Source organism: Bdellovibrio bacteriovorus (genome assembly GCF_025558485.1).
GTDB classification, from domain to species: domain Bacteria; phylum Bdellovibrionota; class Bdellovibrionia; order Bdellovibrionales; family Bdellovibrionaceae; genus Bdellovibrio; species Bdellovibrio bacteriovorus_G.
The window spans coordinates 1-25,093 of the sequence record NZ_CP102930.1; the positions used below are offsets into that span (position 1 = coordinate 1).

Consider the following 25,093-nt stretch of genomic DNA (forward strand, 5'->3'; position numbering starts at 1 on the left):
ATGCTATCTCTGAACAGTTTTGCTGATCAAAACGTCAACTCAAGCAGGCCTGTCAATGAGTGCAACAAAGGGCTATGAATGAAATGGTTGCAAATTCAGAGGGAACAGTCTTTTTGGTGGTGACTCATTCTGAGACAGGCCTCTGGCCCTGCATTTGCTTTTCTTAGATTTGAGGCGACGAGCTCTAATGGGGCCGTTTTCAGCCAAGGAAGTGACATTTTTTTGTCTTCATGCGTATAGGGAAGGATCAGTTATGAAAAAACTCAGTCTTGTTCTTGCATGTGAGGGGCTCATATCGGGGTTTGTAAGCAGCTCGGAGCCATGAATGTCGGGGAAACCGAAAATGGCACCTACCGAGTTTACAGAGGCAGAAAAAAGATCCATGAAAGGGTCATAAACCATCCCCCGGCCGGAATCATCTAAAAAGGCGGCTGACCGCGCGCGGAGAAATAAAAAAGGGCTCATTGCTGAGCCCTTTTCCTGTTTCTTTGCATTCTGAACTTGAATTAACTTAGTCGCCCAGACTTTCAATGGAAATAAAGCCTGTGGTTCTTTCCGGAGTCAGCTCCCCCTTGGCATCACGAGAGAAACCGATAATGTCCACCACCCCTGAAGACTGGAATGACGACGAGGCGTTCAAACCACCGCAGATAATCGGACATGTTGTGGAGATAACCTGCGCCGGAGTGTATCTTTCCGCCGCATTGGTTGGACTTTTATAGCTTGGAATCTCCGGTCCACCGACAGCGGCTTCCCCTTTTTTGTACCAAATTTCATTCAAGGCCAAAAGATTATCCCCCGCGAACTCACAAAGGTAAGTCCCGCCAGAGAACTGTGGCCCCTGGAACTTCAGACGAATGGTTGCCACAATCAGGGTCTTTTCAGTGTTTGGCCATGCAATATTCAGATACTGAACCTGGAAGAACGCCGCCCCCACGTCATTTGGCGACGGGTTGGAAGGGTCCTCTGTTTCCTTGGTCAGACAGCTCTTTGCAGAAGCGTTGATGACATAGGTTCTTGTCGTACCCAGTTGCACGGCCAGTTCGCTGGTGTTTTCCGAGCAGCTTGGCAAAAGAACGGCAACAGTTGAAGCCAAAAGCAGGACTTTTAGAAATCTCATGTATTGCCCCTTTCTATAGATCCGTTGCGTTCGGAGCTGTCACACCTGAGCTCACCTGACCTAAAATTCGAGGTGTCAGGAAGATCAGCAGTTCAGACTTTTCTTTCGTGATATTTTTGGTTTTGAACAAGTGACCCAGAACCGGGATTTCGCGGAACCAAGGAACCCCTGTTTCCCCGTCAGTCGCGTCACTTTGATAGATGCCACCGATAACGGCGGTCTGTCCGTTCTTAACCAGGATTCTGGTATTGGCTTCACGACTGTTCACCGCAAACGCCCCTTGACCAGCACTACTCACGTCAGCTCCACGGAACTGTCTGTTCACAAGCACTTTCATTATAACAGAACCATCCGCTGTCACTTGTGGAGTTACATCCAGCTTCAAAGTCAATGGCTTGAACTGGAACGTTTCCTGAGTCGCCGTCCCGTTTTGAGTCACCTGACGAACTGGAACTTCCGTTGTCTGACTGATTTCAGCTTTTTCGTTGGACATGGTCGAAATTCTTGGCGCAGAGATGATCTTCACCTGATCGTTGATTTCGTTCAAAGACAAGGCGGCGGAAAGAGTTCCGAAAATATCCAAAGTCCCCACGTTCAAACCGAAGTTCAAAGCCCCGTTCTGACCGGCAGCTGAAGAGTTCACGTTAAAGCTTGGATTCATGTTCACCGGACCACGAGCTGTACTGCCCAGTTTGATCGGCGCACCAGAGGCACTCCAGTTAATACCGATGTTTCTGGTGAAGTTTTCAGACGCTTCCACAATTTTTCCTTCGATGGAAACCTGTGGGGGCTGTGTATCCAGACTTTGGATCAATTTTGCCGCGCGCTCCAGATTTTCCTCGATATCGGTTACAACCAAAGCATTGGTACGAACGTCGCCAACCACCTTGCCGCGATCACCCAGGAAGTCCTTGATCTTCTTTTCCAGCTCGTCCACTTTGGCGTAGCTGACCGGGAACATGCGCACTTTCAAAGGCTCCAGATTTCTGCGGGCCTGAGCCAGCTTCGTAGCATCGTCCTCTTCCGCTTTCAAATCCTGAACCGGAGCGATACGCAGAACATTGCCCTGACGGGTGTAGCCCAGTTTTTTTGCCTGCATCAAAACAACCAAGGCCTGATCCCAAGGCACCTGGCGCAGCTTCAGGCTGACGGCACCCTTCACGTCCTCAGAGATCACCATGTTCACGCCACTTTCTTCAGTGATGAAGTTCAAAGCGTCGCGGATGTCCATGTTATTGGTCTCGATGGAGATTTTCTTACCGTAGAATTTCGTATTGCCAGCCAGGAACTCTGTCAGATTCTGACTTGGCAGGATTTTATTATCCCCCATGGCATTACTGACATCCGTCACTTCCACTGTTTCAGCCGGAGCAGCGCCCGCGCCACTTGCCACGATCAAAAGGCTGTTACCTTCCTGCTGAACTGTTGGTTCACCAACGCCATCGCGCAACTGAATCACGAAACGTGCTGTGGCGGAACCCGGATTTTGATATGCATCGATAGCACCCACGCTGCCTTTGATGTCTTTCGTGTTCAAAGAACGCTTCAGACGGTCCGGCAGATTGGCATTATCAACCTCAATAATATACTGGTGCAGATCCGGGTTGGTACGCGTTGTATAAGTCAACGGACGATCCCCCTGCACGATCACAGTTCCGCCTGTATCATTGGCGCGGAATTTAAGATCCGTGATATTTGCCGGAGCCCCGGATGGAGCCACCGTCGCAAACGGGTCCTGTGCTGGCGGAGCTGTTTCGGTCACAGTTGGTTGCTGCTCAGCAAACGGGTCCGGAGTGGTTTCCACCACTGTTGGTTCTTCCGTTGTCGGTGCTGGCACATCTGCCACTGAATTGTCAGCAAATGGATCTTCAGTTGGATTGCTTTCTTCCGGAGCAGGAGGAGTGTCCTGAGCCACCTGGTCACCGCCACCGGCCTGATTCACTTCCTCTTCAATCGCCAGATCCTGGTCTCCACTTGGAGCCGCCTCAGCTTCCGCTTGCGATGGCTGGTTGTCGATGTCATCGAATTCGGCGAAATCACTTTCAGCACTGGATGGCGCAGCCTCATCAGCAGGCGCCACCTCGGCAGAAGTGTCAAATCCATCCAAAGACAGATCATCTTCCACCGGCTGACTGGCACAAGAGGTCAAAGATGCAATCATTGCACTCAGGATTAACAATCTAATGAATCCGTTCATTAGCTCCTCCTAAAACTTAAAAAACTATTTTTTCAACTCCATCACGCGGGGCTCTTTAAAGGCCTTGCCGTCCTCGTACTTGGTTTCCACCACGACGACTTCACCCTCGCGAATGGTCGCCACGAATCCTTCGCTACGACCGACTTTGGAATTTTTAGTCACTACAAACACAGCCCCATCGGGATCTCTGATCATCGCGCGAGGCGTTCTCACATCCCACAAAATACCCACAACCTGCAAAGGAACCTGAGTTTCCGCCGCAGCCGGAGGTGGCGTCGTCGCCGCCGGTGGAGGAGTCGTCCCACCTGCCGGAGGCACTTGCGTGGACTCAACCTCTTTCATGAACTCCGCAGGCAAATCCCCATTAGATGGGGCATCCTGAGAATGAGCTGGCGCCATGAACTTCATGCTGACCGCAAAGGCCAGCCACAATCCCAAAGATGCCACTAAAATGTAAGATACAATCCATCTTACAGATTTCACTGCTGAGTCTCCGTCGTTGCAGGTTTCTTTTCTTCCGGAGCCAGTTTATAACCCACAACCTGTCCATCAAATTTCAATTTCTTCGATCCCGGCTCTGATTCGGTCAAAACAATGTTCTGAACACGCGCCATACGCTCGGCAGTGGAAACCAGGAACGTGAACTGTGCCAGTTCGGCATAGCTGCCTTCCAGGGACACTTCCACCGGAACCTCTTCCACCACTTCTTTTTTGATGTTCTCTCCCGGCTTTTTCGACTTCACGCTAACACCCGCATTACGGGCAAAGTCATCAATCGCCTTATTGATATCAATCGAGAACAACACCGCCGGCAAGCGACGGGAGATTTCCTGATACTTCTGGCTGAGCTGGCCGACTTTTTCCTGCATTTCCTGCACTTGTTTTAAAGTCGCATCGGTGTCTTTTTTCTTATTTTCCTCTTCCTGCAACTGCTGATTCACAGTCGCAATCTGAGCGTCCACCGCAGAACCGTCATCATAGATGAAGTTCCAGTAAAGTCCGGTCAGGGCCAGGCCGATAATCAGAATCTTTCCAATCGTTTGAACTGCGAGAGTGTCAAATATCTTATTCATTTGGTCTCTCCAGCAAACAACTGATCTCAAACTTTTTCAAACTGACGCCATCCTGCACGGACTCGCTGGAGCTCACCAGATTGACGTCCATCAGAAACACACTTTTCGTCAAAGCTTCCAAAAACTGGGACACTTCAAAGTCGCTTAACGCCAGCCCCTGAATGTTCACCCGGCCCGGATTGATCTGCACCCGGGTCAGCCAGGCTTTTTCCGGAATCACAGTTTGCAACAGATCCAAAACACGAATTTCGCGCTGACGGTCTTTGGAGATTTTTTCCAGCGCGGAAATACGCGCCTCCATCAGGGCTTCGTCCTCTTTAAACTTCTTGATCTCGGCCACAGAGTCTGCGGCCTTGGCATTATAGGATTGAAGCTCGGCCAGAATCTGGTTTTTAGAGTTCAATTCAGCCACTTTGGTCGGAACATTCTGGCTTTCATATATATAGAGAGCCAACGGCCCCACCAGCAAAAGCACCAGACGCTTTAACGCCTCTTTGCGGATTTCATCAGCTCCCATGAAAGAGTCTGAGGAAATACCCAGCGACGCCCCCAAGGACGCCCCTGCCACACCTGAACCGGTTCCATTTGCCAGATTAATCTTGATCATGTCGCGTCCCCCTGCTGGCGCAATGCCAGTCCGGTGACAACGCCCGCAAACGAGCTGATCTGATCAAGATATTCAGGAGAGAACTTTTTCGGGTTCGCTTTTATACGCAGGAACGGATTAAACGGTTCCATCAAAATGCCAGTCACACGGGAGACCGTTTCCACCAGACCGGAAGTTGCTGAACTTCCCCCTGTGTAGAAACAGCGGTTCAAAACCAGTCCGTTTGTGGTGGCACTTAAGAAATCCAGACTACTGCGGATTTCCTCGGTCACGGCTTCGTTGGTCGCACTGATAATACTGTGAACCTCGTCAGGCACTTCACGACGGGAAATAGCGCTCAGCTTTAAAGCCTCAGCCTCTGCCACCGTGACACCCATGGCTTTATGGATTTCATTGGTGTAGTTCGCGCCCCCGACCGGAATATCCCGGCAGAAGATGACCTCGCCGTTTTGCAAAACCACGAAGTTTGTAATGGAGGCACCGAAGTTTAAAATTCCCACGACTTCGCCGGGAATTTTTCCGTAATTCAATTCAAAAGCATTGGCCAATGCAAAACCGCTGACGTCCAAAACACTGCAACTCAGTCCACTGACTTCGATCACCTGAGTGTACTGACTGACCAGCTCGTTCTGTGCGGCAATCAGCAGGATATCCATCGCATCCGGGGAAGAACTGGTGTTCAGGATATGGTGAGCCAGACTGATGTTATTGATATCAAAAGGAATATATTGTTCAGCCTCGAAGCGGATTTGATCCTTGATCAGCTTGCGATCCATCTTGGGAATGGTGATCTTTTTTACAATCACGGCGGTTCCCCACATGGCGGTGGCAATGCCTTTACGCTTGGTTTTAACTTCGGCAATCAGTTGCTGAATCGCGACCCCGACAGATCCGATATCGACAATTTCCCCGCCAGACACGGCGTTGGGAGGCGTTGGTGCAAAACCAAAAGAGAGCAGCTGGGCGCCTTTGCCACTGACGTCCATTTCAGCAAGTTTGATGGAGCTCGATCCGATGTCGAGTCCTATGACTTTTTTCGATTTAAAAAACATGCTCTCGCTGCTTCCCCAGTTGTACCACTCAGATGTCTTTTCAAAGACTTACGTCTTTAGACACAAGTCTAACATACTAAAATTATTTCTGCTTGGGTGGGGAATGTCAAACAAGGGTCGAGGCCATACCCAAAGGTCCAGCCTCGGTCGAAATTTTAGCTCAGTCCCGGAAGGAACAGGTCGAGGTACCAAAGAGCGATGGCTTCACCGCCGAACAAATACAGAACCGCACCTAAGGCCAGGTAAGGACCAAACGGGATCACCGTCTTTAGTCCTGCTTTCTGTTTTCTGGCAGCGATCAAACCGATCACACTGCCGATAACTGCTGAAGACATAATCACAAAGGGAATCGCCTTCCATCCCAGGATCGCACCGATCCAGGCCAGAAGCTTGATATCCCCGCCACCCATGCCTTCATTTTTGGTCAGCAGATAATAGACATACGCCATCCCCCACAGGAATCCGCCCCCCATCAAAACACCGAAAAGGGCGTCCAGAAATTCCCGCTGCGGATTCAGAGCCGCACCAACCAACCCGATCACAATCCCGGAAAGCGTGAACTCATCCGGCAGAATCATGTGGTCAATGTCAATAAACGTACAAACCACCAAACCAAAGACAAAGATCAGGTATTCAAGCAATGTCCAGGAAAGACCGGCATAGTGATAGCTTAAAGCAAACAGAACCGCCGTGATGATTTCCACCAAAGGATAACGGAATGAAAACTTCGCATGACACTTGCGACAGCGCCCCCGCAGAATAAACCAGCTGAAAATGGGGATGTTGTCGTACCACTTCACCGGAGTTTTGCAGCTATAACAATAGCTGCGTGGCTTGACGATACTTTCCTCGCGCGGAAGACGGTAAATGATGACATTTCCGAAACTGCCGAAAATAGCACCCAATACAAAGAAAAGGACATAAAAGCCCGTATCTATATCAAACAATGTCTTTTCTCCTGAAGAAGAAGTTGGTCAGCAAAATGGCCAGCAAAGCCCAGCCCGTCATGTGCGCCAGCATCCACAAAATATTGTCAAACGGAATGCCATTTTCAAGGAAGTAAGCGGACTTCCAGTTCATACGATAGAAGTTCGGAGTCACCCAATGCAGAACCTTCACGGCCTGCACGAAAACATCTTCCTGGCTTTTTTCTGCAAAGAAGGCCAGATCCCCCAGCCAGTGCCCCAGCAGGAAAACCATAAAGCCCGCCCCCAACGCCAGCACCGGTCGCACCACCAGACTGAAGAAAATCACCAGACACAGAATCACGGCGCTTTCACACCAAAGACTTAGACCAATTTCAAAGAATGCCGGGAAAAGTTTGGGTTCATTCCACAACCCCAGCAAACCCCACAGCACCACACCCAATGCACCCATCAAAAGAGTATTCAATGCCAGAACACCGAAAAGTTTTCCCAGAATAAACTGAGCACGGCTAACCGGCCGGGACAGAATCAATAAACACGTCTGCTTTTCGATTTCTTTGGCCAAAAGATAAGCCCCCGCGAACAAGGAAATCCCCAGACCTGAAATCTGAATCGCCATAAAACCAAAGTCCGCCAGAATCTTTCTTTGTTCCGCAAAAGACAAAGCCCCCAAAAGAAAGCTCAATCCCAGCAAGGCAACGGCAATTAAGACCGCCACCATAAAGATTTTTTCCCGCAGCATTTCGCGCAAGGTGGTGCGCGCCAAAGTCCAAATCTTATACACGGCCTTCCTCCTTGCCCTTTAGCACAGAGAAAGCTTTTTCCAGACTTTGATATTCCGCCATGAAAGAGTTTAAAACCCCGTCATAAAGAACCTGCCCGCGATTGATCACCACCAGATGCGAACACAGCTCTTCCATGTCCTGTAACAAGTGGCTGCTGAAGAACAGACTGACCCCTCGTTTTTGTTCCTCGCGCAGGATATCTTTCACCATCGCCCGGCCATCGGGGTCCAAGCCTGACATTGGCTCATCCAGAATAAGTAAATCCGGACGTGTCAGAACGGCCTGAGCAATCCCGATTCTTTGCAACATACCCTTGGAGTACGTGCGCAAACGACGGTCTTTAGCTTCAAACAGATCCACCTTTTTCAGAGCTTCGTGGGCACGTTCATGGAAGTCTTTTAAAGAGGCTCCGTAACAAAGGTTCCAGTGCAGGCGCAGAAATTCCATCCCCGTCAGAAATTCGTAAAGATAAGGACGCTCCGGCAGGTACCCCACACGGGTTTTACTTTCACTGGTCAGTGGTTTTCCGAAGAAATGAATCTGTCCGCTGTCGGGACGGATAAAATCAAAAATACATTTGATTGTGGTGGTTTTGCCAGCGCCATTGCTGCCGACAAAACCCGAAGTCTGCCCTTCCGGCAGCACGAAGCTGACGTCGCGCAGGACATGACGGTCCTTTTCAAAAAGACCGCCCTTGAATGTCTTATTCAGCTTTTCAATAGATAATACAGACATTATTTGTTTATGGCTTTAGCTCGATATTCAGAGCCTTTACCATCTCCCTCACAGGATCATACTGTTTAGAAGTGGCTGGTATCAAGTCACGAGAACCCAAAATCTCGGAGTACATGTTTTTATTTCGGGTTTGTTCCAGAATATCGATCAACGAGAACATCAAAGTGTGTGTGATTTTAGGGTATGCATCGTAAAATTCCTGACGAACACAGAACGGATCGTTAGGAATCGGGGCGCTCATCCACAAAATGCGGTATTTGGCCTTTTTATCTGTACCGAACTTTTCCCAAGCCCCTTCCAGACCTTTTTCGTCATCACTAAAGACCGCAGCTGCATCCACTTTTTTGGCCTCCAGGAACTGAATGGATGCCTGATGATTTCCAGTGAAGGCCACTTCCTTGAAGTCTTTATCCTGCAAGCCTATTTTACGCAAAGCCACCTGCGGATACAGATAGCCCGAAGAGGACTTGTCATCCACAAACGCGATGCGCTTGCCTTTTAAGTCTTTCAGCTTTTTGATGCCGGAGTTCTTAGGCGTCACAATCACAGAGTAGTAGTAAGGATGATTCCACACTTTTTTCAGCAAAACCTTGGCTTGCGCCTGCTGTTCCGCAAAAACATACGTCGATGAAGAGAAGAAGGCAAAATCCACCTTCTTGGTTTTCATCGCCTCCACAAGGCCTGCATAATTTTTGGAAATATAAATATTCACAGGAATATTGAGCTTCGCCTGAAGCTCTTTGGCCAAGGCCAAACCCTGCTCGCGCAAATTCTCGGGATTACCCCCTGGGATCACACCCAGAGTGATCGACGGCGGAACTGCTTCCGTGGTTCCTTCCGCCGCGTGTGCTGTGGAAATCGAAAGAATTGTCAGCAAGCCGAGAATGAGTCGTTTCAAAATGCCTCCATAGCCCCCAGGGCCTCGACTGATGATGACTCATTTCTTTCGTTTTTCAAAGCAAGAACAAAGGCCTCGGCCGCATCACTTTCGGTGATACAAGGGATATTATAGTCTGTGCAAGCTCGACGAATGTCGAAGCTGGCCTCAATCGCACGGCGACCCGAGGTCGTATTGATCACAAACGCCACCTCGCCAGAGCGAATTTTGTCCACGCAGTGAGGACGTCCTTCATCGACTTTACGAAGCGACAGACAATTCACACCTTTATCATTGAAAAAGCTCGCGGTCCCGGTTGTTGCTGAAACCCCGTAGCCCATTCTTTGCAGCTCGCGCGCCAAAGGCAGCATGACTTCCTTGTCCTTATCACGCAAAGAGAAGAACACCTGACCGATTTTTGGAAGTCTTATGTTACTTGAAAGGAAGGCCTTCGCCAGAGCTTCGGAATAATTCCTTCCGCGGCCCATGCTTTCCCCTGTGGATTTCATTTCAGGCCCCAGGATGGAATCAGATTCCGGGAACTTTTTGAACGGGAAGACCACGCCTTTAACAGAAACGGTCTGCGTGTTTCTCCAGTTCAAAGAATCCAGCTTCAAATCCTTCTTTTTCTTCCCAAGCATTGCCGACACACCCAAATCAATCAAAGGAATGCCCGTGGCTTTGGCCACGAACGGCACGGAACGGGAACTGCGTGGGTTGGCTTCGAGCATGTACACGACATCGTCTTTTACTGCCAATTGCAGATTCAGATGCCCGATCACGCCGATACGATTTGCCAGTTGCTTGCTAAGGTCCTCAATGCGTTCGCATGTTTCATCTTTCAGGCGATGCGGCGGCAGAACCCCCATCGAGTCCCCCGAGTGAACCCCAGCGGCTTCGATATGTTCCACCACACCGCCGACGACGACCCAGTCATCACCGCGAACCAGATCCACATCGACTTCCAAAGCTCCGGCCAGAAATTGATCCATCAGGCACGGTTTATCGGTAGAAATATAATCCTTATGGCGTTGGAAGTAAGACAGAAGCTCTTCGGTATTTTCTATGACTTCCATGCGACGCCCGCCCAAGACATAACTTGGACGACAGATCATCGGGTAACCGACCGTCTTTTCTATTTTCAAAGCTTCTTCCAAAGAGCCCGCCATGCCTGAATTTGGAATGGCGAAATTCAATTCGCGGCAGATCTTAGAGAACAATCCGCGGTCTTCCGCCAGATCAATGGTTTCCAGTGAAGACCCCAGCAGTTTATAGCCCGCTTTGACCAGATCCGGTGCTACTCCGATCGGAGTCTGACCACCCAACTGCGCGACAAAGCCCATCGGCTTGATAAAGCGCATGATCTCACAAAGACTTTCTGCCGTCAGAGGTTCAAAGAACAAAACATCCGAAGTGTCATAGTCTGTGGACACGGTTTCCGGGTTGGAATTCACCATGATGACTTTTTTGCCGCTTTTCTGGAAACCTTTCACTCCGCGCACGCAGCTATAATCAAACTCGATCCCCTGCCCAATGCGATTCGGACCACTGCCGATAATCACCACCGCATCCGGTGCATTCACCGTCGCAGAAGTCATCGGCCAGTAAGAGGAATAGAAATAAGGTGTGGAGGATTCAAATTCGCCCGCACAAGTATCCACTTGGGAATAACGCGGAAGAATGCCGTGCTTTTCACGCAAAGCGCGGATATCGGTTTCTTTTTTCCCGATCAAAGCCGCCAATCGAGCATCGGTGAAACCTTTTCTTTTTGCCTTCAACAGCAAGTCAGCATTGTTGTCAGTGAAGTCTGCTTTGAAAGTTCTTTCAAACTTGATCAAAGCCTCAATGTGTTCCAGGAAGTAAGGATTGATACGTGTCAGTTCTTCGATCTCGGCCACTGTCTTGCCATCGCGGAAGGCCTGGAAAAGATGATAAATGCGGCGGCTGTTCGGGTAAGAGATCTTACCCGTTTCCAACGCCACCTCAGGGATGGCTTGAGGGTCTTTTTCCAGACTGGCCAAAGCCTTCATCAGGGATTCCTGCAAAGTCCGGCCGATCCCCATCACTTCGCCCACACTTTTCATCTGCGTGGTCAGGGTGTCTTTGGAACCCACAAATTTTTCAAAGGCAAAGCGCGGGATTTTTGTGACGATGTAATCCAAAGCCGGTTCATAACAAGACGGCGTCACTTTGGTGATATCGTTTTGCAATTCATCCAGACTGTAGCCAATCGCCAGCAGTGCTGCAATTTTGGCAATCGGGAACCCGGTCGCTTTACTTGCCAGCGCGGAAGAACGACTGACCCGTGGATTCATTTCAATCACCACACGTTCACGCGTGGTGGGATGAACAGCGAACTGAATATTGGCCCCACCGGTTTGAATGCCGACTTCGTTGATGATCTTGCAGGCTTCATCACGCATGGACTGGTATTCACGATCGCTCAAAGTCTGTTGAGGTGCCACGGTGATGCTGTCACCCGTGTGCACACCACAAGGGTCCAGATTTTCGATACTGCACACAACCACGAAGGTGCCCTTGTGATCGCGCATGACTTCCAGTTCGTATTCTTTCCAGCCCAGAATGCTTTCTTCCACCAAAACTTCGGAAGTCGGGCTTTCATGCAGGGCAGTCACCAGCATTTTTTTATACTCTTCAGGGGAATAAGCAATACCGCCACCACCGCCGCCCAAGGTGTAGTTCGGACGAAGAATCATGGGATAACCCAGTTCTTCTGCGATTTGCAGGCCGTGTTCGTAAGTGCGGATCAGATGACTTTTGGGATATTTGGCACCGATCTTATCCAAAAGACCGCGGAAGATTTCGCGATCCTCTCCGGCTTTGATCACTTGCGGAGTCGCGCCCAAGAGCTGAACTTTATGTTTTTGCAAAATGCCTTTGGCGTGCAGATCCAAGGCCAGATTCAAAGCCGTTTGGCCCCCTAAAGTGGGGATAACCGCATCGGGCTTTTCTTTTTCGATGATTTTTTCAAGGTAGTCCACTTTCAGTGGCTCAACATAAACCCGGGTGGCGATTTCCGGGTCCGTCATGATTGTCGCCGGATTGGAATTCACCAGAATGACTTCCAATCCTTCTTTCATCAGGGCCTTACAGGCTTGAGTGCCGGAGTAATCAAACTCACAGGCTTGTCCAATAACGATGGGTCCAGATCCGATAATAAGAACTCTCTTAATACTGGACTTGCGCGGCACTCTTTCCTCCTAGGTCACGGCCATCAGATCCCCAATTTCCCCTCGTTGGAGTAAATCATTTCGGGTCTGACGTGTTTGTACTGTTCAAATTTATAACGCATTTTAATCAGGCGAAGCATCAGCAGATCCGGGTCCAAATCCGGATCTTTGCGGTGACGTTTCACCTCGGCCAGAATGAATTTCTTCGCACTTTCAGGGTGGAAGCAGAAGCCGCGGGTAAAGACATAAGAATCCCCGTGAGGAATCAGGCGCACTTCAAAAAGTTCATCCGGATCAAAACCAAAGACAAAAGGCGACGCCTTCACCACCAAAGTTTCAGCTCCGAACAGGCCTTTTTTCCCGTGCAGAAGATCTTTGATATAAACGTCCCCGTCCTTGATTCTGACAAATTCAAAAATGGAATGACGGTGCTGTTTCAGCACTTCCAGAGTTTGCAATTCCTCTTCTGAGAAACGCAGTTCACGCACCAGCAGGCAGGCTTCCAGCGGGGTCTGACCAAATCCTTTTAGTTCTCTGGTGAAAAAATACCAGTCATAGAACTGAGCCATGCGCGATTCATAGTGCTCGGAGTTTTCATCCAATGTACCCGCATTTTCAAAGAACTCTTTCTTGGCCATGGCCAGTTCATCTTTGAAGGCATCGCTGACAAAGTGGTTCAGAATTTTTTCGATCAGTTTTTCGTATTCGTTCATATCATCCGCTCTACAAAATAGCTAAACAGCCCGGAGGCCTCGTGCGGTCCCGGACAACTTTCCGGGTGATATTGTATTCCTAAACACTTGCGTTTTTCACTATAAAATCCTGCCACAGTGCCATCATTAAGGTTCACATGAGTCACTTTCACGTCAGAAGGCAGTGTGGACTCTTCCACGGCGTATCCGTGGTTCTGACTGGTCACATAAATCTGATTAAGCACAGTGTCGCGAATTGGGTGATTGCTGCCACGATGACCGAATTTCAGCTTGTAGGTCTTTGCCCCCAAAGCCAGGCCCAGAATTTGGTGCCCCATGCAGATCCCAAAGATGGGTTTTACACCCAATAATTCCCGAACAGTCCCGATAGCCACTTTCACATCCGCCGGATCACCGGGACCATTGGTCAGCATAATCCCGTCAGGATTGTAGGCCAAAATGTCCTGCACAGAAGTGCGGCTGTTGAAAATCTTGATTTCCGAACAGCGATGCTGAAGTTCTCTTAAGATATTTTCTTTGCTGCCAAAATCCAGCACAGCCACGCGCGGGCCGACCATATTGTCGCCACGACGCACTTCGGGTTCTTTGCGAGAGGCAATATAAACCCAGTCTTTATCCAAAGTCTTTTTCTGGGCAATCAGGGTTTGCGCTTTTGCCACAGCCGTCGCCTGATCCTGTGCCTGCACCAAAGCCCCCCACGGAGTTCCCCCCTGACGAAGGCGCAAGGCCAACATGCGCGTGTCGATTTCAGTCAGCAGAGGAATTCCATTTTCCGTCAGGCGCTTTTTCCAGGCTTGATCGCGTTCGGAATCCTGAATCTCAAGACAGATAAAGCCATCAATCCACAACTGACGTGATTCCCACACGTCATCTTCGATGCCGTAATTACCCTGCATGGGTGCAGTCATCACCACAATCTGAGAAAAATACGATGGGTCGGTAGCGATTTCCTCATAACCAGAATGAGACGTGTTAAAAACAACCTCGCCCGCGCGATCCGTGCCACCCTGCCATTCGCCCGTGTAGATTTCCCCACTTTCAAGCACCAGATAGCCGCGCATCACTGTACCTCTTTCATTGTCATGTGAATCAGACTTTGACGAACCAAAACACCGTTACGAACCTGATCCAGTACCTGGCAGCGCGGATCTTGCAAAACCTCTGCATCCAGCTCAGTTCCCTGATTGATGGGGCCCGGGTGCATGATCAAGGCTTTTTCCGATAGCGCTTTCAGGTTCTTTTGTGTGAACCCAAACTGTTCGCGATAGTCCGTCAAAGAATACTTATGCTCGTGTCGTTCTAACTGAACCCGCAGGGCCATGGCTGCGGTCGCCCATTTTAATCCTTGCGAAAGATCGCCGAAGACCTGACATGGTGGTTGCTTGGGCAGAAATTCTAAAGGCCCGCAAAGCGCTACTTCGTAGCCAAGTTTTTCTGCCAGCTCAAAGTGCGAAGCCGCCACGCGACTGTGGCGAACATCGCCGACGATCAGAAGTTTTTGTCCCGCACAGGACCCCAGATGTTTACGAATTGTGTAGGCATCCAGCAGAGCTTGCGTCGGATGCCCTTTCTTACCCCAGCCTGCGTTCAGAATTGGAGTGGAGATTTTTTCGGAAAGGGCGTGTAAATCCAGATCATCGCCCGTGCGAATCACCAGAAAAGAAGGTTGCATGGCCTCGACATTCAAAACTGTGTCTTCCAGTGTTTCGCCTTTTTCCAGACTGCTTCCGGCCCCGCCATCCAGACGCAGCGGATGAATGCCCAGACGGGCGCAGGCGGTTTCAAAGCTCATACGCGTGCGCGTGCTAGCTTCAAAAAACAAAAGGGCTCCGGTTTTTCCGAAGCCCTCAATAGCAGACGATTTTCCCGCCGCGATTTGGTCGGCGAAAGAGAATAGGAAATCGATTTTTGTTTTTTCAAGAGAACGAAGATCAATAAGAGAGAAACTTTTCCTAGACGACATCTAGAACCCAAGCCTAGGTTCCAAGAGCACTCTTGTCAATGGACCGTGGAAAAAACTCGGTCCCAACGCACTGAAGGATAGCGATCTCCACCCCATTTTTGCTGCCAATCCAGCGAGAGCCAAATTAAAGCCACCCGGCCCACCACCTGGGCCATAGGAACCGTGCCCCAATAGCGCGAGTCGTCACTGGCGTCGCGATTATCCCCCAATAAGAAGACTTCTCCGGGAGGCACCACCAAGGGGCCAAAATCCTTGTCATCCGGGGTTTTCTGGAAAATCACCCGCCAGGCGGTGTCGCCCACTTTTTCAGAATAAATATCGAAAAGCTCCGGACTGGGATTATCACCAGTTGCCGAATCAAGCTTGTCATATTTAACGGGTTCTTCGTTCAACACCAAACGGCCGTTGATAATTTGCACACGGTCCCCGGGCAGACCAATCACACGTTTTACGTATGTCACAGACGGTTGATTCGGATAAGTAAAGACCACCACATCGCCCCGTTCAGGCAAGGTCAGGGACCACCTTTGACTGGCAAAAGGAATCTGCACCCCATAAGAAATACGGGAGGCAAAGATGAAATCACCCGGTTTAAGCGCGGGCTGCATCGACCCTGTCGGCACTTTATAGGCTGTCACCAAAAAATGGCGCACAAACAGTGCACACAGCACAGCCAAAATCAAAGTTGTCAGATATTCCCGCCAGCGATTCATCCTTAAATCCTAAACGGAACAAGGACGAGCCTCCAAAGGAATTTTGCACACAGAAGGTCTTTTTCGGAAATCAATGCAAGGACTGGAAGAGTCTGTCGAATCGGATTTGCGAAGGATCACACACAAATGTCATCGTCGGCAAAGTGCTATGACAAGAAAGCCAGATCACCGAAGCTCGCCCCACCAGATATTCGTTCTTCACAAACCCCCAGGCACGCGAGTCCGCTGATTGATCGCGGTTGTCCCCCATGAAGAAATATTCTCCTTCGGGAATTTTATAGACCTGCACGTCACCGGAATCCTCAGAAGTCAGAAAACGAACCGTATAAGAACGCTCGCCATTGTTTTCAGTGAAGTACTGAAAACCGGCTTCCTGGCCCTTGTCCGATATAGGAGTCATCGTAAAAGGATTGCCATTGACAGCAATGCGACCGGCTTTGATTTCGACGCGGTCCCCGGGTAACCCAATCAAACGTTTGATGTAATAGACATCCGGGTTTTCGGGATACTTGAACACCACGATGTCGCCACGGGATGGCCCTGACCATTGCATCAGCCATCGGTCACTAAATGGAATGTGCAAACCGTAAGCGAACTTTTTTACCAGAATGTGGTCGTGAATTAAAAGATTGGGAATCATGCTGCCTGAAGGAATCACAAAAGGCTCAAACAAAGCCCAGCGCAATCCCATCACCAGTAAAATTGGAAAAAGGAACGTTAGAATCGCCTGATTCCACGTTCCTTTCAAATTGGGAGTACTGTTTTCTTCAGACATCTAGTTAACAGAGTGGAAGAATCGGCCCCAGCGGATCGTCAATGGGTTGCACAGGAACGGAAGATTCGGAATCGTTTCTTCACAACTTAACCATACAAACATCGCACGGCCCAGAATATTTTGTTTTGGCAGGAAGCCCCAGCCACGGCTGTCATGAGAGTTCATACGGTTGTCACCCATCACAAACAGATGATCATCCGGCACCGTTACAGGACCGAAGGTTTCATAGACATCACCCTTGCGAAGAAGGATGGCGTGTTCTTTACCCTCTTTAGCCCCTTTGCCCGCAGGCAAAGCTTCTGTGAACTCGACATAGTTTTCTTTGTTATCGTTGATGTTGCCATCACGCTGGAAATCCGCATCGCGCAGCCATGCAAAATCATCCATGTTGGCCGGAACTTTCTTTTCAACCGGTTTGTCGTTGATATAAAGAGTTCCGTTTTCGTAATAAATCTTATCGCCCGGTTCGCCCACGATACGTTTGATGAAGAACGTGCTCATGTCTTTCGGGAACTTGAACACGATCACTTCGCCACGCTCTGGTTCGTTGAACTTCACCAGCCAGTTTTCGCTGAATGGAACACGCAGACCGTAAGTCAGCTTGTTCACAAAGATATGATCGTGAATCAGCAAAGATGGCAGCATGGAACCGGATGGAATCACGTACGCTTCAATAAAGCCCCAGCGAATGAACAGGGCGATAAAGACCGCCAGGAACAAAGAGCCCCAACCTTCGGTCCAAAAGTGCTTCGTTTTGAAGTCCCAGCTTTTAGGTTTGTTGTCACTCATGATGATTCTCCTAGTCTTCCACTTTCAAGATGGCCAAGAAGGCTTCCTGAGGGACTTCCACATGGCCGATGGCCTTCATGCGTTTTTTACCCTCTTTCTGCTTTTCCAGAAGCTTACGCTTACGGGAAATATCACCACCATAACACTTCGCGGTCACGTCTTTTCTGATCGCGCCCAGTGTCTCACGGGCGATGATTTTAGCTCCGATAGCTGCCTGAATCGCCACCTGGTACTGCTGGCGAGGAATCAGCTCTTTCATTTTTTCCGCCAACAGACGTCCACGATTTTGTGCCTTGGAACGGTGAACAATCAAAGACAACGCATCAATCGGCTCGCCGTTGATCAGAATGTCCAATTTGACCAGATCAGATTCCTCAAAACCGATGAATTCATATTCCAAAGAAGCATAACCTTTAGAGATCGACTTCAAACGGTCATAGAAATCCATTACCATTTCATTCATTGGCAGCTTGTATTCAATGATGACCTTTTTGTCGGTGACATATTCCATCTTCAACTGAATACCACGCTTGTCCTCGCACAGCTTCAGGATACCACCGATGTAATCGGTCGGCGTGTGCAGGGTCACTTTCACGTAAGGCTCTTCAAACTTTGCAATCAGCGTCTCAGTCGGCATTCCAGACGGATTTTCCAGCATCATTTCAGTGCCGTCCGTTTTGGTGATGCGATAAACAACTGTCGGAGCTGTCGTGATCAAATCCAGATTGAATTCACGCTCCAGACGTTCCTGAACGATTTCCATGTGCAAAAGCCCCAGGAAACCACAACGATAACCGAAGCCCAGGGCCGCAGACTTTTCCACCTCAAACGTCAGGGAAGAGTCATTCAGACACAGCTTATCCAAAGCGTCTTTCAGGTTTTCGTATTCAGACGCCACCACCGGGAAAATCCCGGCAAAAACCATCGGCTTGATTCTTTGGAAACCTGCCAAAGGCTCTGTCGCCGGATGCTTGGCCGCAGTGACCGTGTCACCGACTTGAACGTCGCGGATGTCTTTGATACCGCAAACGATGAAGCCCACCTCGCCTGCTTCCAGAGTGTCCTGCATTGCCGGGAAGGGTTTGTACTTACCCATGCGCAGAACTTCATAGTCACGATTTGTGGCCATGAATTTAATTTTATCACCTTTTTTGATCACGCCATCGACCATACGAACCAGAACAACAACGCCCTGATAAGCATCGAACCACGAGTCAAAGATCAATGCTCGTGGAGTCAGCGTGCGGTCCGCTTTGGGTGGCGGAACTTTTTCAACGATAGCTTCCAGGATATCGGTGATACCGATTTTTTCTTTTGCGGAAGCATGGATGATGCCGGTGCAATCCAAACCCACGGTGTCTTCGATCTGCTTTGCCACCCCTTCAGGGTCCGCAGAAGGAAGATCGATTTTGTTCAGAACCGGAATGATTTCCAGATTATTTTCGATAGCCAGATAGACGTTGGCCAGCGTTTGCGCTTCCACACCTTGAGCGGCATCAACCACCAGAATCGCACCTTCACACGCCGCCAAAGAACGGGACACTTCGTAAGAGAAGTCCACGTGCCCCGGTGTATCGATCAAATTGATCTGATACATGTTGCCGTCTTTGGATTTGAAATCCAGACAGACCGTTTGAGCTTTGATGGTGATACCACGCTCGCGCTCAAGTTCCATGTTGTCCAGGAACTGATCCTTTTTCTCACGATCCGACAAAGAGCCGGTGGCAGAAAGAAGACCGTCAGCCAAAGTGGATTTGCCGTGGTCGATGTGAGCGATGATAGAGAAGTTACGTATAAATTTAGGATCCATAGGGCGGTATTATAAATAAGAAGCGCCGAGTTGCTAGGAACAACTCGGCGCAATGATTAAGGTTTTAAAGATTTTTAAGCCAGCGTTTTAACGGCGTCTTTCAGTTGTTCCACCTTATTCAGGCGTTCCCAAGTGAAAGACTCTTCGTTACGACCGAAGTGACCGTAAGCCGCTGTGGGGCTGTAAATCGGTCTTAGCAGGTCCAGATCCTTCGTAATGCGAGCTGGGCGCAAATCGAAGACCTGGCGAACCGCTTTTTCCAGAACTTCCGGACCTACTTTGCTGGTTCCGTAATCGTTCACAGTGATGCTCACCGGCTCCGCCACACCAATCGCGTAAGCAACTTGAACCAGGCAACGCTCAGCCAAACCTGCACCCACGATATTCTTCGCAATATGACGTGATGCGTAAGCGGCAGAGCGATCCACTTTGGACGGGTCTTTACCAGAGAATGCACCACCGCCGTGAGCCCCGTGACCACCGTAAGTGTCCACGATGATCTTACGACCCGTCAGACCCGCATCCCCCATAGGGCCACCTGTTACGAAACGGCCTGTTGGGTTGATGAAGAATTTGGTTTTGGCATCAATCCACTGAGAAGGGATGGATTTTTTGATCAGCTCTTCAGTGATGAATTCTTTGATCGTCGCATTGGAAACACTGTCCGCATGCTGAGTGGAGATCACCACCGCATCAATGCGTTTTGCAATTCCATTTTCGTACTGAACAGTCACTTGAGATTTGGCATCCGGACGCAACCAATCCACCTTGTTGGCCTTGCGAAGAACTGCAAGATCTTTCACCAACTGATGAGACATGGCGATGCTTAAAGGCATCAATTCCGGAGTTTCATTCACAGCATAACCGAACATCAAACCCTGGTCGCCCGCGCCTTGATCATCAGAAAGAGTTTCTTTTACACCGACAGCGATATCCGGGGACTGCTGACCAACCGCGATCATCACGCCGCAAGTTTTGTAGTCGAAACCTTTGTCAGAGTGATCGTAGCCAATGCGCTTTACAACATCACGAGCCACCTCAGAGAAGTTTACTTTCGCAGAAGTCGTGATTTCACCAGCAACAACAACCAAACCCGTTGTCAGCATGGTTTCACATGCCACGCGCCCCTTAGGGTCCTGAGCCAGAATAGCATCCAGGATACCGTCAGAAATTTGATCCGCCATTTTATCCGGATGGCCTTCAGATACAGATTCACTCGTAAACAAATAGTTTTTCACAGCTTTCGTTTCCTCATTAGGGGAAGGTGGTTAATGAGCTCGGCCCTTCAAATAGGCCATCCTAATTCAGTCGGCAGTGCAGACCTCTTTTAGCGAGCGGCCAACCTAACAAAAGGGGTTCCGGGGGTCAAGGGTCCTTGGGTTTGTGGTGGTAAAAATACGCCAGTTCAAGGAAAAAGACTGTAAAGCCTCCAACCAGGCCAATCAGGCCCATTCCAATCATGAACTGGGCAAGTGTTTTACCCAAAGAGCTGATAGCCGGTTCGGGCACCCAACCGCCATTTTGCAGAAAGAACATGATGATATAGGCCGCGACGCAAATGAACGTCCATGCAATCGCATGGGTTCGGTTGGTCAGCAGCCCCACAATCAAAGGCAGCACCGCAAACCACAGCAGCGTCGGAGAGAAAAAGCCGCCAGTAAAGAAAGAAAAGGAAAACTGAAACACCATCCCGGCCAGAACCATGTTGTAGGCCGCAGCCGCCATGGAACCGGTCACCCGGTAAACCACCGGCGACAGGGCATGAATGATCGAACAGGTGAAGCCGATCCGGGCCAACACAGGCTGTTCCACAAAAAATAAGGAAATCAAACTATAGGTCCACATCAACAGACCCGTAAGAACCGTGATAAGAACCAGCAGGCGGCCCTTATAATGACGAACCAAACCGTCCTCTTTGACATCCAAAGAGAACAAACTGGCGCCCCAATGCAGTCGATTTTCCTGTTCCAAGCAACGTTCCAGACAAAAAAAGAGGTGGATAAGCCCACCTCTCTATTATAGTTCGCCGCTACAAAAATTGCACGAAAATCAGGCCGCCTTTTTCCAGCGCGCAAATGTCTCGTGACGAGTCTCTTTTGTGCTTTCCGGTTTTTTATGATCTTTGAATTGTTTGTTCACTTTCAGGAATTGTTTTTCCAGTTTTTCCGCCACGGAATCCACAACACTGTACACATCCGGGCCGTAAGCCGTTGCCTTAAAATACTTCTCACGGGTATTTACGGAAATCTCAACGCAGAATTCATTCTTCTGCTTACTGAAATACACGCTGCCGTAACCTTCTTTAAGCAGGAAGCGCCCGACCTCTGACATTTTTTCTTCTGTGTAGTTTACCAGGGAATCGGAGTGATCGAGATGCTTAAAGGTATAGTTGAGTTTCATGTTTTCTCCTTCTTGGCCCCTTTCAAGGCCTTGGTTTTCGTACCTGGACTTCTTATCGGTCCAGCCGGACTAAAGATGAGCCCTATTTTGAGACTCATTTGGATTTTCTTTGGGTTAATAGACAGGCCTTAAAAATTTCAACATCCTGCTGATTTTTAAGATATTTTGCCACCGGGGTCATAGAAGCATAGGCCTCCTGACACTGACCTCGACTGAATTCCAATTTGGCGTCAAAGTAAGAATCCCTCAAAGCTGCGGGCAAACGGTCCACCGTGCGGGGCTCAGCCTCCCCGGTTTCGATTTTGCGTTTGTATTCGCGCAAAGCCTCTTCAGACTTGCGACGCAGCTCACGGATATCAGAATAACGGGGAACATGCGGAGGGATCTTTTTGGACGCTTCCAGTGCCCCTTCATAGTTCCCGGCCAGGAAATAGCTTTCCGCCCGCTCCATGCGGGTGGCGATATCCGCCGGATCTATTTTTTTATTTGAAGAGCCAAATGGGTTGGCAAGAATTCCCAAGGACAGCCCGGCAAGGGCTACAGCATAAATGGCGAATTGCGCTGGCTTGATCATAGGAAACTTATCGGAAATCCCCGACTAAAGATGAGGATATTCCATGTTCCAATTCGAGAATCGGGCGAAGAAAAAAGCTCACTTCGCCCGGAGTGCTTACAGGTTCACCATTTTTTTATAATACTCCAGCAGCTTTTTGGCCCCGTGAAGCAAGTTGGCTTCCCAATCATTGTGCGCATTATGATCTGCACCGTCGGTGATATATTTTAAAGAAATCAACTGCACGTTCATTTTGCGGCAGACTTTCGCCAGCGCATAACCTTCCATATCCACCAGATCGCAGGCCACTTTCGGAGTTCCTGTTTCAAACGCATCACCGGTTCCACAAATGCCAGAACTTAATTCCGGGAAATAGGGAATCAAATCAATGGCCCCCGGCAAAGGATCAAAAGGAGTTTCTCCAACCTTGAAACCCAACGGGGAAATGTCCATGTCTCTTTGCACGAAACTGGAAACCTCCACCAGATCATGCGTCTGAAAACGCGAACTGCCCGCCGTCCCCAGATTGATCATCACTTTGCATTTCGTCTTGTGAATCGCTTCCAAAGCCGCATAAGTGGCATTCACTTTACCGATACCGGAATAAATAACAGGAATATTTTCTTTTTCAAAAAGCCCCTGTGACTCTCCGGGAAGAGCCATGATCAGAGCCACGTCATTAATATTGAACAAGGGAAAAGACCTCTTCGTTTTTAAACTTCATCTGATTCAGGAATGTCAGGTTCACCAGAACCGCCACCCCTTCCACCGAATACCCCGCAGCCTGACTTAAATCAATCGCCGCCTGCAACGTGCCACCAGTGGCCAGAACATCATCGACGATCATGATGTTGCCCTGCCCCAGCGGAAGCTCAATTTCCGCAGAACCATATTCCAAAGCATAAGAGACTCTTTTGGTTGGTGGCGGCAACTTCCCCGCCTTGCGAATCGGCAGAAACCCTTTGCCATGTGTCGCTGCCAAATGAGCCGCCAAAATAAATCCACGAGATTCAATTCCCGCAAAATAATCCACTTTTGCCAGATCAATCCGCTGCACCAGATGACGGGAAACAAAATTCATAGCCTCAGCATTTTGCAGCAACGGCGACATGTCCCGAAAAAGAATCCCCGGCTTAGGAAAATCCGGCACATCCCGAATAAGACTTTTAATATCCATAAAAACTCCCCGATCAAACCCTTATCAAGGTCATCCAAAGCCCACCTTTAAGGTTATCAATAAGATCAACCTAAAGGTTGGTCAAAACGGTTCAGCTGCAAGGCGGAGGGACCTCCCGCAGCGCAGGCGTGCTCCAAGCACGTATCAGATGAGCCGTTTTCACCAACCGCGCCCTAGAAGTATTTTTTGCGTTGTGATGATGGTAGGATCTTCAGCATATCACGGTATTTGGCCACCGTTCGACGTGCGATCTGAATGCCTTCGACCTTCAAAAGATCCACGATCTTCTGATCAGACAAAGGATTCTTCGGATCTTCCTTGGCCACCAGATCCTTGATTTTGATTTTCACTGACTCGGAAGCCAATGAATCTCCATCAGAAGAGCTGATACCGGAATTAAAGAAGTATTTAAGCTCGTAAATACCCTGCGGCGTGTGCACATATTTCGCCGTCGTCACACGGCTGACCGTGGATTCGTGCATACCGATGTCATTGGCGATATCACGCAGAACCATCGGTTTTAAGTGCTCAGAACCCTTTTCAAAGAACTCGCGCTGATGCTTCACGATAGACTCAGTCACTTTGTAGATCGTGCGCTGTCTTTGATGGATGGACTTGATCAGCCAAACTGCCGAGCGCAGCTTTTCCTGAATATAATCCTGGGTTTTATCACCGGTGGTTTTACCACCTTTAAGCATGTTTTTATAGAAGTTGGAAATCTTCAGACGAGGCAATCCATCCTCGTTCAGGGAAACAACGTAGTCGTCCCCCACTTTGTAAACGTAAACGTCCGGAGTCACATAGTGCGTGTCACTGCTGACAAACGCACGGCCCGGCTTGGGGTCCATCGCATAGATGATCTTGCAGATCTCAACGATGTCTTCCACGTCACGGTTCAGGGCTTTGGCAATCGCCTCGTAGTTTTTCTTTTCCAGATCCTTGACGTGATTTTTAATCAGCGTCACCAGATCATGGGTGTCTTCTTCCATGTGTTTGGCCTGAATCAGAAGACACTCCTGCAGATCCCTGGCACCCACACCTGGGGGATCAAATTCGTGAATCAAAGTCAGGGTATCCTCCAGCAGGGACAGATCCACTTTTTCCTCTTCCGCGATTTGCTCCAGAGGAACTTTGATATAACCGTCATCGTCGATAGCACCGATCAGGGCGTCTGCGGCTCTTTCCTCTTCTTCAGAAAAGCCGTTCATTTTCACTTGCCAGTAAAGGTGATCATGCAGGGTTTGAGACGCTGTGATGACGTTCTCATAGTTCATGATTTCTTCAGAACCTGCCATACCGGATTGAGGCGGTTTTTGATTGGCTTCGATGTAGGATTCCCACTCGAATTCGTCCTGTTTTTGCGGATCCTGAATATTCTGCTGGTCCGGGGCTTCGGAGTGTTCAACTTCGTTGGCAGCTTCCTTGGTGCGCTGAAGGTCTTCATCCTTCAGGGCGGATTCCGCCTCTTCCAGAATTGGGTTTTCTTCCAGCTCCGAGCGAACAGCCGATTCCAACTCCATACGCGACATCTGCAAAAGCTTGATGGCCTGTTGCAGCTGCGGAGTGATTACCAGAGACTGGCTCAGGTTCATCGTCTGTCGAAGAGCCATTAAAATTTCCCTTTCCCATGAAACTGC

Annotated in this window: 25 protein-coding genes; all 25 read right to left on the minus strand. The window is 49.3% G+C overall.

The features are described 5' to 3' along the window. Positions 1-511: 511 nt before the first annotated feature. Positions 512-1,120 carry a hypothetical protein gene (locus EZJ49_RS00005; protein WP_262553330.1) on the minus strand — a complete coding sequence of 203 codons (609 nt, stop codon included), beginning with the start codon at positions 1,118-1,120 and terminating at the stop codon, positions 512-514. A 13-nt stretch (positions 1,121-1,133) separates the two neighbouring features. Next, positions 1,134-3,317 (minus strand): type IV pilus secretin PilQ, encoded by a 2,184-nt coding sequence (pilQ, locus tag EZJ49_RS00010; protein ID WP_262553331.1) that lies wholly within the window; start codon positions 3,315-3,317, stop codon positions 1,134-1,136. Positions 3,318-3,341: 24 nt separating this feature from the next. After that, positions 3,342-3,800 (minus strand): pilus assembly protein PilP, encoded by a 459-nt coding sequence (locus EZJ49_RS00015; RefSeq protein WP_262553332.1) that lies wholly within the window; start codon positions 3,798-3,800, stop codon positions 3,342-3,344. Further along, on the minus strand, positions 3,797-4,390 hold the full coding sequence (locus tag EZJ49_RS00020; RefSeq protein WP_262553333.1) for a type 4a pilus biogenesis protein PilO: 594 nt from the start codon (positions 4,388-4,390) through the stop codon (positions 3,797-3,799). The genes EZJ49_RS00015 and EZJ49_RS00020 overlap by 4 nt, the downstream gene beginning before the upstream one ends. After that, positions 4,383-4,997, minus strand: coding sequence for a PilN domain-containing protein (locus EZJ49_RS00025; protein WP_262553334.1), 615 nt, complete (start codon positions 4,995-4,997; stop codon positions 4,383-4,385). Before EZJ49_RS00025 ends, EZJ49_RS00020 begins: the two co-directional genes overlap by 8 nt. Beyond that, positions 4,994-6,049: a pilus assembly protein PilM gene (locus EZJ49_RS00030; RefSeq protein ID WP_262553335.1), complete on the minus strand. Its 1,056-nt coding sequence runs from the start codon at positions 6,047-6,049 to the stop codon at positions 4,994-4,996. The genes EZJ49_RS00025 and EZJ49_RS00030 overlap by 4 nt, the downstream gene beginning before the upstream one ends. A gap of 155 nt (positions 6,050-6,204) precedes the next feature. Then, entirely contained in the window at positions 6,205-6,996 is a 792-nt protein-coding gene (locus EZJ49_RS00035) for a prepilin peptidase (protein WP_262553336.1), read from the minus strand. Continuing rightward, positions 6,989-7,759 (minus strand): ABC transporter permease, encoded by a 771-nt coding sequence (locus tag EZJ49_RS00040; protein ID WP_262553337.1) that lies wholly within the window; start codon positions 7,757-7,759, stop codon positions 6,989-6,991. Before EZJ49_RS00040 ends, EZJ49_RS00035 begins: the two co-directional genes overlap by 8 nt. Beyond that, on the minus strand, positions 7,752-8,495 hold the full coding sequence (locus EZJ49_RS00045) for an ABC transporter ATP-binding protein (RefSeq protein WP_262553338.1): 744 nt from the start codon (positions 8,493-8,495) through the stop codon (positions 7,752-7,754). The genes EZJ49_RS00040 and EZJ49_RS00045 overlap by 8 nt, the downstream gene beginning before the upstream one ends. A 7-nt stretch (positions 8,496-8,502) precedes the next feature. Next, positions 8,503-9,393, minus strand: coding sequence for a phosphate/phosphite/phosphonate ABC transporter substrate-binding protein (phnD, locus tag EZJ49_RS00050; RefSeq protein ID WP_262553339.1), 891 nt, complete (start codon positions 9,391-9,393; stop codon positions 8,503-8,505). Continuing rightward, positions 9,390-12,584: a carbamoyl-phosphate synthase large subunit gene (carB, locus tag EZJ49_RS00055; RefSeq protein WP_262553340.1), complete on the minus strand. Its 3,195-nt coding sequence runs from the start codon at positions 12,582-12,584 to the stop codon at positions 9,390-9,392. The genes phnD and carB overlap by 4 nt, the downstream gene beginning before the upstream one ends. 23 nt (positions 12,585-12,607) lie before the next feature. Continuing rightward, positions 12,608-13,276 (minus strand): hypothetical protein, encoded by a 669-nt coding sequence (locus tag EZJ49_RS00060; protein ID WP_262553341.1) that lies wholly within the window; start codon positions 13,274-13,276, stop codon positions 12,608-12,610. After that, a complete protein-coding gene (gene carA, locus EZJ49_RS00065) occupies positions 13,273-14,337 on the minus strand; it encodes a glutamine-hydrolyzing carbamoyl-phosphate synthase small subunit (RefSeq protein ID WP_262555968.1) in 1,065 nt (354 codons plus the stop codon). The genes EZJ49_RS00060 and carA overlap by 4 nt, the downstream gene beginning before the upstream one ends. Further along, the gene (locus tag EZJ49_RS00070; protein ID WP_262553342.1) at positions 14,337-15,239 is read right to left on the minus strand and encodes an aspartate carbamoyltransferase catalytic subunit; all 903 of its coding nucleotides are present in this window, start codon (positions 15,237-15,239) and stop codon (positions 14,337-14,339) included. The genes carA and EZJ49_RS00070 overlap by 1 nt, the downstream gene beginning before the upstream one ends. Positions 15,240-15,274: 35 nt before the next feature. Then, entirely contained in the window at positions 15,275-15,952 is a 678-nt protein-coding gene (lepB, locus tag EZJ49_RS00075; protein WP_262553343.1) for a signal peptidase I, read from the minus strand. Between the two features lie 70 nt (positions 15,953-16,022). Beyond that, entirely contained in the window at positions 16,023-16,727 is a 705-nt protein-coding gene (gene lepB, locus EZJ49_RS00080; protein ID WP_262553344.1) for a signal peptidase I, read from the minus strand. Then, complete coding sequence (lepB, locus tag EZJ49_RS00085; RefSeq protein ID WP_262553345.1) at positions 16,728-17,516, minus strand: signal peptidase I; 789 nt, start codon at positions 17,514-17,516, stop codon at positions 16,728-16,730. It abuts the gene before it with no gap. A gap of 10 nt (positions 17,517-17,526) precedes the next feature. Next, positions 17,527-19,326, minus strand: coding sequence for a translation elongation factor 4 (gene lepA / locus EZJ49_RS00090; RefSeq protein WP_262553346.1), 1,800 nt, complete (start codon positions 19,324-19,326; stop codon positions 17,527-17,529). A 74-nt stretch (positions 19,327-19,400) separates the two neighbouring features. Beyond that, complete coding sequence (gene metK / locus EZJ49_RS00095; protein WP_262553347.1) at positions 19,401-20,564, minus strand: methionine adenosyltransferase; 1,164 nt, start codon at positions 20,562-20,564, stop codon at positions 19,401-19,403. A gap of 127 nt (positions 20,565-20,691) precedes the next feature. Then, positions 20,692-21,297, minus strand: coding sequence for a hypothetical protein (locus EZJ49_RS00100; protein ID WP_262553348.1), 606 nt, complete (start codon positions 21,295-21,297; stop codon positions 20,692-20,694). A gap of 78 nt (positions 21,298-21,375) precedes the next feature. Further along, a complete protein-coding gene (hpf, locus tag EZJ49_RS00105; protein WP_262553349.1) occupies positions 21,376-21,726 on the minus strand; it encodes a ribosome hibernation-promoting factor, HPF/YfiA family in 351 nt (116 codons plus the stop codon). A gap of 94 nt (positions 21,727-21,820) precedes the next feature. Continuing rightward, a complete protein-coding gene (locus tag EZJ49_RS00110; RefSeq protein WP_262553350.1) occupies positions 21,821-22,300 on the minus strand; it encodes a hypothetical protein in 480 nt (159 codons plus the stop codon). Between the two features lie 96 nt (positions 22,301-22,396). Continuing rightward, positions 22,397-22,942: a 5'-nucleosidase gene (locus EZJ49_RS00115; protein ID WP_410468771.1), complete on the minus strand. Its 546-nt coding sequence runs from the start codon at positions 22,940-22,942 to the stop codon at positions 22,397-22,399. Between the two features lie 16 nt (positions 22,943-22,958). Continuing rightward, positions 22,959-23,456, minus strand: coding sequence for an adenine phosphoribosyltransferase (locus tag EZJ49_RS00120; protein WP_262553352.1), 498 nt, complete (start codon positions 23,454-23,456; stop codon positions 22,959-22,961). A gap of 173 nt (positions 23,457-23,629) precedes the next feature. After that, entirely contained in the window at positions 23,630-25,066 is a 1,437-nt protein-coding gene (gene rpoN / locus EZJ49_RS00125; RefSeq protein ID WP_262553353.1) for an RNA polymerase factor sigma-54, read from the minus strand. Positions 25,067-25,093 lie beyond the last annotated feature (27 nt).